Consider the following 12,498-nt stretch of genomic DNA (forward strand, 5'->3'; position numbering starts at 1 on the left):
AAATTACTCAGGAGGCGTGAGAAATGACCAAGCTTTTGTCCAACTATGTAAATCGTGACTTAAGTTGGATCGAATTCAACCGAAGAGTTCTTCAAGAGGCGCAGGATCTCAGCAATCCGTTGCTTGAGAGAGCAAAGTTTTTGGCAATTGTCTCAAGCAATTTGGATGAATTTATGAGCGTGCGAGTTGCTGGCATCCAGATGCAGATGAGAGCCGGCTTATCCAAAACTGATTTTACGGGCTATACGCCCTCTGGACTTTGGAAGCGGCTGATTAAGCGAGCAACCCAAATGGTCCATGATCAATATCGTACATACAGAGAAGTGTTCCGGAGCCTCAGTCGTGAGGGCATTTTTATTCGTTCGCTGGATGAGCTTAATATAACGCAAACGAAAGCAGTCTCGGATTATTTTCATGAAATCGTATTTCCAGTACTTACACCGATGGCTGTCGATCAGAGCAGACCGTTCCCGCTTGTTCATACGAAAGAGCTGTATTTAGCAGTACTTCTAAGACAAGAGAGTGATCCGTCTGAAGAGGAGCCGTTGTTTGCGATTGTCCAGGTTCCTTCTATTTTACCGAGATTTGTACCTGTTCCTGGACGAATTAACAGCAAGAAAACGGAGTTTGTGCTTCTTGAGGATTTAATTGAAAAGTTCATCGATACGTTATTCAACGGTTATATTCCATTCTCAGTGAACCCGTTCCGCTTAACAAGGGATGCGGATATTACATTGAATGAAGAGGATGCCGAGGATCTGCTTGAGGAGATCGAGAAAGAGCTGCGTCGCCGCCGCTGGGGAATTCCTGTAAGGCTCGAGGTTTCCAAGGGGATGCACCCTTATGCGCTCGAAATGCTTACCGAAGAGCTCGAAATCGAAGATAATTTATTTGAAATAGATGGACCGCTTGATTTAAGCTTTTTGATGAAGTTTGCAGGAGCGGTACCGGGCAATGATAATTTGCGGTATGAGAAGCTTGAGCCGATTTATCCAAGAGAATTTGACCACACTGACGATATGTTTGAGGTCATCCGCCAGCGCGATGTTTTGATGTATCATCCTTATGAATCATTTGATGCAGTTAATGACTTTGTCATGCAGGCTGCATATGATCCCGACGTGCTAGCGATAAAAATGACGTTATACCGCGTGAGCGGCCAGTCTGCGCTCGTTCAAGCGCTTGCTAAGGCAGGCGAAGCTGGTAAGCAAGTAACGGTCGTTGTAGAGCTAAAGGCGAGGTTTGACGAGGAAAGGAACATCGCTTGGGCGCGCCAGCTGGAGAAGGCTGGTTGCCATGTCGTTTACGGCCTAGTTGGTCTGAAGACACATGCGAAAATCCTGTTAGTTGTAAGACGAGAGCAAGGCACGCTGCGCCGCTACGTTCATGTAGGGACAGGGAATTATAATGACAGTACGGCAACATTATATACGGATATTGGACTTTTTACGTCACATCCAATAATCGGCGGCGATGCTTCGGCTTTGTTCAACGAGGTTACGGGTTATTCATCACCTTATGAGTGGAAAGCTTTTGGCGTTGCGCCTTCTGATTTGAAGGAAAAGCTATATCGGTTAATCGATAGGGAAAGATTGAATGCAGCAGCCGGCAAGCCAGCTCGCATTATTGCCAAGATGAATTCTTTATCGAATCAAGAGATGATCGATAAGCTTTATGAAGCTTCTCAAGCGGGAGTGAAAATCGTATTAATCGTTCGCGGCGTTTGCTGCTTGCGGCCGGGTGTTCCTGGGCGCAGTGAAAATATTCAGGTAATAAGTATCGTCGACCGTTTTCTGGAGCATGCACGGATTATGTACTTCCATAATGGCGGGGAAGAAGAGGTATATTTGTCGAGCGCGGATTGGATGACTCGTAATCTTACAAGAAGGATCGAGCTTATGTGTCCCGTATTTGATCCAATTTTGAGACAAATATTAATTAAGATGCTTCAGCTTAATATCGATGATAATGTAAAAGCCCGTGAATTGCAGCCGAACGGTACTTATGAGCATCTTACTAGTGCTGATAAAGAGCCGTTCCGCAGTCAATTCGAGGCAAAGGTTATAGCGTCTTGGAAGGGACGTGCGTAGCCGAAAAGTCGAGGCACGGCGTGAATCCCCAAACTTTCTTGAATTCGCTGGCGAGCTCATCCACTTCTCGGCGCTCAACTGCAAGCGTTCCTCGCGGCTGAACTGGGCGAAGCAGCAGCTGATAACCAGATAATTGGACATTTAGTTGCGCAATGGCTTGTGTTTCCCCGCGATCAAGCGCTGTAGACAGCTGAAGCAGTGAGCCAAGCTTATAAATGACTTCAAGGTCGGATTCGTTGAGCAGTTCCTTATATTCGGAAATGTGCTGACGAGCCCGGCCTTTGCTTTTGTAAGATGCGATAGCTGCTGTCATAATCATTTCGCGATGCGTTAGCCCATTCAACTGGGAATTAACAATAAGATAGAAGGAATGCCTTGCATATTCGTAATAATCAATGGATGCACCGATTCGGAACAACTGTGACGCTGTGTCCAGCAGCACTCTCGATTGAGGTGTCAGTGGATGAACATAATTCAGGACATCATAAATCTCTAGAGAGATTCGGTTAACCTGCAGCACATGCTGCTTTGGTGCTTCCGGATGCAGGGCACTTAAATTTGTTAGGCTATATTTGAGCACATCATCTAGTTTTGGACGATTTGGAAATCTGGTTGCATGGAACAAGCCATCGCGCAGTCCAGCACCGCAAATTCGGTAATAAGTTGCTTTGGTTGCACGGAATAATACGCGTAAAATAGCGACACCGGGTACAACTACATCAGCACGATCCTTGGACAAGCCCGGAAGTTTACGTCTTTTATCAAGCGGAAGCTTGCGCATTTGATGGAAGAGTTCATCAACGTGCTCGCTCGTAATCGGATAATTATGTGTTTGCGGAAAAGGGTATTTGTATGCGGCTTGATGCATTTTTCCTAATGCACGCACCGTTCCTCCGACACCGACGAGAGGCAGTCCTGATGTTTCTCCAATCCAGGTCTCGTTTCGAGCCGCTTCTGCAACGATGGCTTCAAGCGCCTTCAGGTCTTCATCTTGGAGCGTGCCTTTTGTGCCGAAACGTTTGTTGAAGCTTACGCAACCAAACGGAAAGGATACAGAATGAACGAGAACGCGGTTGCGAAATAATGAAAGCTCGGTGCTTCCACCGCCGATATCAATGAGAAGACCGTCACGAATATTGAGTGAGTTAATCATCCCGAGAAAGCCGTACGAGGCTTCATCCTCACCGGTAAGCAATTCGATGGATAAGCCTGTGGCCGAATGAATACGAGCAAGGATTTCTGAACGATTATTTGCATTTCGAATAGCAGCCGTAGCGACTGCTCGAATATGGCTTGTATGATTATATGTGCAAATCATGGTAAAATGATTCAGTGTGTCGATCAGATCATCGATCGCTGCACTTGGCAGACATCCGTTTTCATCAATACGTTCGCTTAGTCTGGCAGGCCGTTTACTGCTATCCGCCACACGATGAGCACCATTTGCTGTCTTCTCGTAAACGACGAGACGGACGGAGTTGGAGCCTATGTCAATAATTCCGATGCGTTGTCCTGTCATGTTGCGCCTCCAATACGGCAAAATTTGCTCTGTAAGTTCTCTTTTTGACATTTTACCACTTTATCCGTTTCTGTAAAAATAGTTTATGCTGCGGCTAAAATTGGAGCGAATAGGGAAAAATGCAGTTTGAGCATACGAAGTGAAGCGGAGAAATAATAAGCGAAAAAAATATTGATGACGCTGATAAAGCATTTTTATGTCTGTATTTGTTCACATAATTGCCGAAATCATTTATGATTAAAGGCGATGGTACAAAAACGACCCCTTTTTATTGTTTACGATAACCATGTTAAAGGAGAGAGAACGATGACAGCAACTAAAGGTCTGGAAGGAATTGTCGCAGCGACGTCCTCCATCAGCTCCATTATTGATGGCGTATTGACATACCGCGGTATTGATATTGATGATCTTGCGGAAAACGCTACTTTTGAAGAGGTTGCCTACCTGCTATGGTACGGCAAACTACCGAATCGTTCTGAGCTTGATGGACTGCAAAAGCAATTGGATCAATTTGCAGCGCTTCCAGAAGGCGTAATTGATCAAATCAAGCTTTATCCAAAAAATACAAATTCTATGGCTGCGCTTCGCACGGCAGTATCCAGCTTAGCATTGTACGATGAATCTGCAAACGATATGTCTCCTGAAGCGAATCAATTGAAAGCAATTAAATTGCAGGCGCAGCTGCCAACAATTATTGCTGCTTTTTCACGCATCCGCCTAGGACAAGAGCCTGTAGCTCCAAAGAAAGGCGTATCCATCGCCTATAATTTCTTGTATATGCTTACTGGCAGCGAGCCGGCTGAAGTTGCTGTTAAAGCACTTGATCAAGCGCTCGTTCTTCATGCTGACCACGAGTTGAACGCGTCGACATTTGCTGCTCGTGTAACCGTAGCAACGTTGTCGGACATTTATTCGGGCGTAACGTCCGCGATTGGCGCTTTGAAGGGCCCTCTTCATGGCGGTGCAAACGAAGCTGTAATGGTGATGCTTGAAGAAATCGGTTCTACTGCTAACGTTGAAAGCTTTATTAACAACGCGCTTGCAAACAAAGTGAAAATTATGGGCTTTGGTCACCGCGTATACAAAAACGGCGATCCTCGCGCGAAGCATCTGCAAAAAATGTCCCGCGAGCTTGGCAAGCTGACAGGCAACATGGAGCTTTACGAAATGTCTGTTAAAATTGAAGAGCTGGTAACTGGACAAAAAGGCTTGAAGCCTAACGTGGACTTCTACTCAGCGTCTGTCTATACAACGCTTGAAATTCCACGTGACTTGTTCACGCCTATTTTTGCAATCAGCCGGGTATCTGGTTGGAGCGCGCATATTCTTGAGCAATATCAAGATAACCGCTTGATCCGTCCGCGTGCTGACTATGTTGGTCCGGTTAATGCGAAGTACATTCCGATTGAAAAGCGTTAATTCGTGATTTAAGTTACAATAGAGAGAGCGGATAAGCTCTACGCTCTCTGTTTTTTAAAAAAAGACATCATATTTCATTTATACTTGCTATAAAGCAGGTACAATTCTAAGGAGGATTTTATTCATGGCTAAGTTCGAAAAATTCGCGCTTCCAACTGAAGGCGAACAAATTACAATTGACAACGGTGTTCTTCAAGTACCTAACAACCCAATTATTCCTTTTATCGAAGGCGACGGCACTGGCCGCGACATTTGGAAAGCTTCGAAACGCGCGCTTGATGCAGCGGTAGAAAAAGCTTATAACGGCGAGAAAAAAATCGCTTGGTACGAAGTATTTGCCGGCGAAAAAGCTTTCAACGCATACGGCGAGTGGCTGCCTGCTGATACATTGACAGCAATTCGTGAATATATCGTTGCTATTAAAGGACCATTGACTACGCCTATCGGCGGCGGCATTCGTTCATTGAACGTTGCACTTCGTCAAGAACTTGATCTTTACACTTGCTTGCGTCCTGTTCGTTACTTCACGGGTGTACCTTCCCCAGTAAAACGTCCTGAGCTTGTTGACATGGTTATTTTCCGTGAAAATACAGAAGATATCTATGCGGGCATCGAGTACCAAGAAGGTTCTGCAGAAGTGAAGAAAGTAATCGAGTTCTTGCAAAACGAAATGGGAGCTAACAAAATCCGCTTCCCAGAAACTTCCGGTATCGGCATCAAGCCAGTATCGAAAGAAGGTTCCAAACGTCTTGTTCGCGCAGCGATCGAGTACGCAATTAAACACAGCAAAAAATCAGTTACACTTGTACACAAAGGCAACATCATGAAATACACAGAAGGCGCGTTCAAAAACTGGGGCTACGAAGTGGCTGAAGAAGAATTCGCTAACGAGACTTTCACATGGGGTCAATACGATCGCATTAAAGAAGCAGAAGGCACTGACGCAGCTAACAAAGCACAAAAAGATGCAGAAGCAGCTGGCAAGCTAATCGTTAAAGACGCAATTGCGGATATCGCATTGCAACAAGTACTTACTCGTCCGACTGACTTTGATGTTATCGCTACATTGAACTTGAACGGCGACTACTTGTCCGATGCTCTTGCAGCACAAGTTGGCGGTATCGGTATTGCTCCGGGCGCGAACATCAACTACTTGACTGGACACGCAATCTTTGAAGCTACTCACGGTACAGCTCCGAAATATGCTGACCTTGACGTAGTTAACCCAGGTTCCGTAATCCTTTCCGGCGTAATGCTTCTTGAGCACCTAGGCTGGCAAGAAGCGGCTGACCTTATCTATAAAGGTATGGAAGCTTCGATCAACAACAAAACAGTAACTTATGACTTTGCTCGCTTGATGGAAGGCGCAACAGAAGTAAAATGTTCCGCATTCGCAGACGAAATCATCAAAAACATGTAGTTTTATAAAAAGTAGGGGGGCAGATGCCCCCCTCATCTTTTATTCTATTGCTTTTCGTACAGGGGAATGGCGTCCCGCAGGGACACATTCCTAGCAGTTCGCACGGGGAATGGCGTCCCGCAAGGGACACATTCCCTTCGCGAATAAGCGTAAAGCGTGTCCCAAAGGGACGAAAGCGATCCATGCTCAACAGTCGCTCAAGAGCGCCGATATCCCTCCTACGTTAGTCCAATTGGCAGGTGTCCAGAGGGCGCAGCGCCCCTTAGGTCCTCCCTTGGAAGGGAGGATTTAGGTGGGTTCGACATCTCTTGGGAGGTTGCAAGTGAAAACAGGGGGTCAAAGGGGTCTCCCCTTTAACTAAAGTTACAGGAGGTTTACACCAGATGGCGATTAAGCGTAAAAAAATTACTGTAGTAGGAGCGGGCTTCACTGGCGCTACTACTGCACTTATGCTAGCTCAAAAAGAACTAGGCGATGTTGTTCTTGTTGATATCGCACCGCTTGAAAACCCAACTAAAGGTAAAGCACTTGATATGCTTGAAGCGACACCGGTGCTTGGAGTAGATGCAAACATTATCGGTACTGCCAACTACGAAGATACAAAAGATTCTGATGTTGTGATCATCACTGCAGGTATCGCTCGTAAACCAGGTATGAGCCGTGACGACCTTGTTAGCACGAACGCTGGAATCGTAAGATCCGTTTGCGAAAACATTAAAGAAACTAGCCCTAACGCTTATGTTATTATTTTAAGCAACCCGGTGGATGCGATGACTTATGCAGCCTTCCAAACGCTTGGATTCCCTAAAAACCGTGTAATCGGTCAATCAGGCGTCCTTGATACAGCTCGTTATTGCACATTTATTGCGCAAGAGCTTAACGTATCCGTTGAAGATGTTCGCGGCTTTGTGCTTGGCGGGCATGGCGACGATATGGTCCCACTCGTTCGCTACTCAAATGTTGGCGGCATCCCAATCGAGAAGCTTATATCAGCAGAACGAATTGAAGCAATCGTACAACGCGCTCGCGTTGGCGGCGGCGAAATCGTAAACCTGCTCGGCAACGGCAGCGCGTATTATGCGCCTGCAGCTTCGCTGGTTCAAATGACAGAAGCCATCCTTAAAGACAAAAAACGTATTATTCCAGTTATCGCTTTGCTTGAAGGCGAATACGGTTATAATAACTTGTTCATGGGTGTGCCAACAATCATTGGCGGTGACGGCATTGAAAAGGTGCTTGAGCTTGATTTGACTGCTGAAGAGAAGGCTGCACTTGATAAATCTGCTCAATCCGTACGCAACGTTATCCAAGTAGTAACAGGCTAGCAAGCAAGCTCAATTGCTGCTTTTATAAATGAATGCGTTTGGGAGGACCCTGACAGAATGCTGCCAGGGTCCTCTTGTTTATTTTCAAGGTACAAAAGAAAAGGTTTACTATGGGAGGGGAACAGGTTGATCGAACAAGCAAGRCAAGCCTTGAAACAGGTATATGGCTATGATTCTTTCCGTAAAGGACAGGAAGACATAATATCGGGGATTATGAATGGACGCGATACACTAGCTATTTTGCCGACCGGCGGCGGAAAATCGATTTGTTATCAAATTCCATCCATGCTTTTGCCGGGAACGTCTCTTGTTATTTCGCCGCTCATCTCGCTCATGAAGGATCAGGTTGATGCGCTGAGGCGAGTCGGGGTATCTGCAGCGTTTCTTAACAGCTCGCTAGGAGCAGCTGAATATCGAGATGTGATGCGAAACGCGATGATGGGAGAATATAAGCTGCTGTATGTTGCGCCTGAACGACTTGATGCGCCGATGTTCCAATCGTTATCTGAGACGCTCACTATACCGCTCATTGCGATAGACGAGGCTCACTGCGTATCGCAGTGGGGGCATGACTTCCGTCCCAGCTATCGTCAGCTGGCAGGCTGGATTGCTCGAATGAAAGATCGGCCGCTCGTTGCGGCGTTTACAGCTACAGCTACAAACGAGGTAGCGCTTGATATTTCAGAAATGCTCAAGCTGCGTGAACCTAGCATTTTTGTAACGGGATTTGCGAGACCGAATTTGTCTCTATCCGTCGTTACAGGCGTGGATAAGAAAAAGTTTCTTGAGAGCTTCATATCAGGGCGTAAGGATCAATCAGGCATTATCTATGCAGCAACTAGAAAAGAAGTCGAGAATGTATATGAGCAATTAACACGCAGAGGCATTCAAGCAGGCAAATACCACGGTGGGTTGTCGGATGCTGAGCGCGCTGACACACAGGAGAAGTTTCGATTCGATGAGATTCGTGTAATGGTTGCAACGAACGCTTTTGGAATGGGCATTGATAAACCAAACGTACGTTATGTGCTGCATTGGCAAATGACTAGCGATATTGAATCCTATTACCAAGAAGCTGGCCGTGCCGGCCGTGATGGAGAGGAGAGCGAATGCATTCTCTTGTTTGAACCAGCTGATATGCAGGTGCAACGCTTTCTGATCGAACAGGGCACTGGGGATTCAGATCGTAAATCGATTCAGCTATCTAAGCTCCATACCATGATGAACTATAGCCGGACACAGCGTTGTTTGCAGCAGTTTATCGTTGATTATTTCGGAGAGACGGATGTTGTGGCATGCGGGAAATGCAGCAGCTGTCTCGATAAGAGCGAGCCGGTTAACCGGACGGAGGAAGCGAAGATGGCGCTCTCCTGCGTTGGTCGAATGAGAGGGCGTTTCGGTGTAACGATGGCAGCCAAGGTACTAAAGGGATCGCGTGATAAACGGCTGCTTGAATTTGGGCTCGATCGTTTGACTACTTACGGTTTAATGCGGCATTTGCCCGAGAAAGAGATAGCGGATTGGCTTTATTGGCTCGTGGCTGAAGGATACTTAAAGCTTAGTGAAGGGCAATATCCAGTCGTCTCGCTAACTGCGAGCGCACTGCCGGTACTGGAAGGCCGCGAACCAATTATGCAAAGAGTTAGAGCAATGGTTCGGCAAGCAGCCTCTTCCGATTCAGCAGCTGCTTCACCTCTATTCGATGCGCTCAAGCAATGGCGCAAAGAAAAGGCAGCTACAGAGGGTGTGCCTCCATTTATGTTGTTCTTTGATGCAACGCTGCGAGAAATCGCAATGGCTCGTCCGCAAAACGAGAATCAATTGCTTAGCGTGAAGGGGATTGGTGCTGCGAAGGCGGAGAAATATGGAGAAGATCTGCTCTCGATTATTCATTCATTCGGAGGCGAAGGTCAAGCCGAAGGAATGATAATAACTGCGGCTAGAGAGCCGTCAGTCGTCAAGAAGGCAGCAACGAATGATGAGCAGCCAAGTCACTATGCTACGCTCGAGCTATTTCAAAGTGGGCTGGAACCTGATGAAATAGCGAAGGAACGCGGATTAACGAAAGTAACCGTTGAAGGACATATCATACGGTGTGCAGATGAAGGTGAAGAAATCGATTGGAGCAGAATCATTCCAGCAGAATATGAGCAATTGATCGTCCATGCGGTTGGCGAGCAAGGAATCGATAAGCTGCGTCCCATAAAGGATGCTTTGCCTGAGGAAGTTACTTATTTTGCAATTCATGGGGTTATGAGTAAATACGGCTTTAAAGCTTAAAGCCAACCGAAAATCGATTAAAATGAGCTTTCTAATTAAAGTGTGAAAATTTAGGGAACGATTTCGGAGCTAATTCAACAAAAAAGGGTATAAAACCTCGGTTCAGGAGCATAGTCATTTGAAAAAAATCTCGTTTCTGATAAACTATTTATAGAATTAATTTTGGCAATTGCGAATCAATGAATGGATGATTACGTTTTACCAAAACAGGAGGAGTTAAAATGTTTAAAGTAATGTTATTTTTGCACGTGATTGGTGCAGTAGGTATGGGCTTCTATATCGTTCTTCCAATCATGCTGGGTAGAGCTACTAAGCTTGCCGGAGTTGGACAAGGCGGATTAGCTGACGGCCTGCGTTCGGCAAACCGAATTGCGCAATATTTTCTAGTTTTGCAGCTGCTAACAGGTGGATATTTGATGTCGCAAGCGGATTACAAGGTGGCATGGATGGTCATTATTATTTTGCTGTTCCTGGCAATTGCGGCACTAGGCGGAATTATTTCCAAGCCACTTAAGCTTGTAGTAGCTTCCATTCAAGAAGGCAAAAGCGCAACTGCACACATTAACAAAGCACGCGTGATGAGCATCATCGTATTGGTGCTATATATCGCTATTATCTACTTCATGAAGTTTCCGATGATCTAAAGCTAATATGGATAACGCCGATTATATAACGCTATAGGGGGATTTTTACGTGTTAGAATCATCGCCGCAAATTGTTACGTTTGGCGAATCAATGGCTTTGTTTATGCCAGAGGAGCATAAGTCAATCGAACGCGCCGCTACGCTGGAACAAAGCTTTGGCGGAGCGGAAAGCAATGTCGCAATAGGACTTGCACGTCTAGGCTCCTCTGTTGGATGGTTTGGCGCTCTCGGCGACGATCCGTTTGGCAAAATTATTTTGAAGACGCTGCGGGGCGAGGGTGTAGACGTATCTCGTGCTCAGCTTAGCTCGGAAGCTCCTACGGGCATGATGTTTCGTGAGCATGTAGCAGGTAGAACAGCCGTTCATTATTTCAGAAAGCATTCGGCAGCTAGTCGGATGCTGCCTGAGCATCTTGACGAGAATTATATTCGCGGTGCTAAACTGCTTCATGTAACCGGTATCACAGCTGCACTTAGCGAGGATTGCCGCAAGACGGTTCGTCGCGCTATCGATATTGCGAAGGAAGCTGGGGTGCTTGTCAGCTTTGACCCGAACCTGCGGCTTAAGCTGTGGTCAATCGAAGAAGCTCGTGCAGCACTGCTGCCGCTTGCAGCAGATGCGGATTACTTTTTGCCAGGATGGGACGAGCTTAAGTTATTGTACGAAACAGACGATTATGAGCATATTAAAGGCCAGCTAAATCAATTAAAAGCAGTGTCGATCATTAAAGGCAGAGGCGACACGACGATTGTTCTAAACAAAGGGCAGGAAGAAAGCTTGCCTTTCTATCCGGCTGAGCAGGTTGTTGATACTGTAGGCGCGGGTGACGGCTTTTGCGCTGGTTTCTTGGCAGGAATTATGAAGGGCTTATCCCCTGTAGAAGCAGTACGCCTTGCAAGTATTAATGGATCATTAGTCGTTCAAATGCGTGGCGACTGGGAAGCTTTGCCGGAATGGAGTGTCGTCCAACAGCGGATGTCCGCCAAGGCTTGGGTGGAGCGCTGACAATGGCTGAATTGATCGGTAACAAGGGTCAGCGTCGCCGTGAAGCTATTCTGCAGCTTTTGAAGCAGCAGGGCAGGGTGACGATTTTGGAAATGGTTGAGCGCTTCGGCTGCTCTGAGGCGACGGCTCGAAGAGATCTTGAGCAAATGGAAGCTGATTATCCGGTTATTCGGACAATTGGCGGTGCGATGTACGATGGAATGAATTCAGTTAGGGATTTGCCTTTTGCGGAGAAGGAAGGTTTGTCGATTCTAGAGAAAGAGCATATCGCGGAATTAGCTGCTTCTTTAATTTTGGAAGGCGATGTGATTGGTCTCTCTGGCGGTACAACAAATTTCCTTATTGCTAAGATGATCAAATCGAGGCGGGGCATCACGGTAGTAACCAATGCGGTTAATATCGCAATGGAGCTGGCAGGCAGCGATATTCAGGTTGTTGTTACCGGCGGCATTATGCGCCATAACAGCTTTGAGCTGTGCGGCCCTCTAGGTGAGGGAATGGTCGCTCATTTGCATATCGGAAAGATGTTTATCGGTGTTGATGGTATATCTGCTGCTGGCGGCATCACGACCTACTCCGAGCAAGAAGCGCAAATTGCTAAAGCACTCATTAAGCGTTCACAAGCGGCATATGCCGTATTCGATCATACGAAGACAGATCGCACCTCATTATTTTCCATTGCATCCTTATCCGAGCTGAAAGGCGTCATTACGGATGTTCCGCTAACTGATGAGCTTGCAGCTGAAATGAAGCAGCACGGTATTTCCGTATACGTGACGGATTAACAAATATTAA

Annotated in this window: 9 protein-coding genes; 8 read left to right on the plus strand and 1 reads right to left on the minus strand. The window is 46.4% G+C overall.

Annotated features, from left to right (window positions below; all coding sequences use genetic code 11):
• Positions 1–23: 23 nt before the first annotated feature.
• Positions 24–2,090: a polyphosphate kinase 1 gene (ppk1, locus tag AB4Z50_RS03205; protein WP_441875638.1), complete on the plus strand. Its 2,067-nt coding sequence runs from the start codon at positions 24–26 to the stop codon at positions 2,088–2,090.
• Here the strand turns inward: ppk1 and AB4Z50_RS03210 are convergent.
• Positions 2,062–3,609 carry a Ppx/GppA phosphatase family protein gene (locus AB4Z50_RS03210; RefSeq protein ID WP_441875641.1) on the minus strand — a complete coding sequence of 516 codons (1,548 nt, stop codon included), beginning with the start codon at positions 3,607–3,609 and terminating at the stop codon, positions 2,062–2,064. The genes ppk1 and AB4Z50_RS03210 overlap by 29 nt on opposite strands.
• 306 nt (positions 3,610–3,915) lie before the next feature.
• On the opposite strand from AB4Z50_RS03210, the gene citZ reads away from it, so the two are divergent.
• From citZ to AB4Z50_RS03245, 7 genes are all read left to right on the plus strand, one after another.
• Positions 3,916–5,028: a citrate synthase gene (gene citZ / locus AB4Z50_RS03215; RefSeq protein ID WP_441875643.1), complete on the plus strand. Its 1,113-nt coding sequence runs from the start codon at positions 3,916–3,918 to the stop codon at positions 5,026–5,028.
• A gap of 124 nt (positions 5,029–5,152) precedes the next feature.
• Entirely contained in the window at positions 5,153–6,448 is a 1,296-nt protein-coding gene (icd, locus tag AB4Z50_RS03220) for an NADP-dependent isocitrate dehydrogenase (RefSeq protein WP_054028579.1), read from the plus strand.
• Between the two features lie 383 nt (positions 6,449–6,831).
• Positions 6,832–7,773 carry a malate dehydrogenase gene (mdh, locus tag AB4Z50_RS03225; RefSeq protein ID WP_076267790.1) on the plus strand — a complete coding sequence of 314 codons (942 nt, stop codon included), beginning with the start codon at positions 6,832–6,834 and terminating at the stop codon, positions 7,771–7,773.
• Positions 7,774–7,899: 126 nt separating this feature from the next.
• Positions 7,900–10,053 carry a DNA helicase RecQ gene (recQ, locus tag AB4Z50_RS03230; protein WP_441875648.1) on the plus strand — a complete coding sequence of 718 codons (2,154 nt, stop codon included), beginning with the start codon at positions 7,900–7,902 and terminating at the stop codon, positions 10,051–10,053.
• A 221-nt stretch (positions 10,054–10,274) separates the two neighbouring features.
• Positions 10,275–10,697, plus strand: coding sequence for a hypothetical protein (locus tag AB4Z50_RS03235; RefSeq protein ID WP_076267788.1), 423 nt, complete (start codon positions 10,275–10,277; stop codon positions 10,695–10,697).
• A gap of 49 nt (positions 10,698–10,746) precedes the next feature.
• On the plus strand, positions 10,747–11,703 hold the full coding sequence (locus AB4Z50_RS03240; RefSeq protein WP_076267787.1) for a sugar kinase: 957 nt from the start codon (positions 10,747–10,749) through the stop codon (positions 11,701–11,703).
• Between the two features lie 2 nt (positions 11,704–11,705).
• The gene (locus tag AB4Z50_RS03245; protein ID WP_441875652.1) at positions 11,706–12,488 is read left to right on the plus strand and encodes a DeoR/GlpR family DNA-binding transcription regulator; all 783 of its coding nucleotides are present in this window, start codon (positions 11,706–11,708) and stop codon (positions 12,486–12,488) included.
• Positions 12,489–12,498: the final 10 nt, after the last annotated feature.

Source organism: Paenibacillus sp. 2TAB26, from assembly GCF_052115145.1.
GTDB lineage: Bacteria > Bacillota > Bacilli > Paenibacillales > Paenibacillaceae > Pristimantibacillus.

Coding starts and splice junctions, on each gene's coding strand:
- AB4Z50_RS03210 (WP_441875641.1), bottom strand. CDS start 3,609: ATGACAGGACAACGCATCGGAATTATTGACATAGGCTCCAACTCCGTC.
- AB4Z50_RS03235 (WP_076267788.1), top strand. CDS start 10,275: ATGTTTAAAGTAATGTTATTTTTGCACGTGATTGGTGCAGTAGGTATG.
- citZ (WP_441875643.1), top strand. CDS start 3,916: ATGACAGCAACTAAAGGTCTGGAAGGAATTGTCGCAGCGACGTCCTCC.
- mdh (WP_076267790.1), top strand. CDS start 6,832: ATGGCGATTAAGCGTAAAAAAATTACTGTAGTAGGAGCGGGCTTCACT.
- AB4Z50_RS03245 (WP_441875652.1), top strand. CDS start 11,706: ATGGCTGAATTGATCGGTAACAAGGGTCAGCGTCGCCGTGAAGCTATT.
- ppk1 (WP_441875638.1), top strand. CDS start 24: ATGACCAAGCTTTTGTCCAACTATGTAAATCGTGACTTAAGTTGGATC.
- icd (WP_054028579.1), top strand. CDS start 5,153: ATGGCTAAGTTCGAAAAATTCGCGCTTCCAACTGAAGGCGAACAAATT.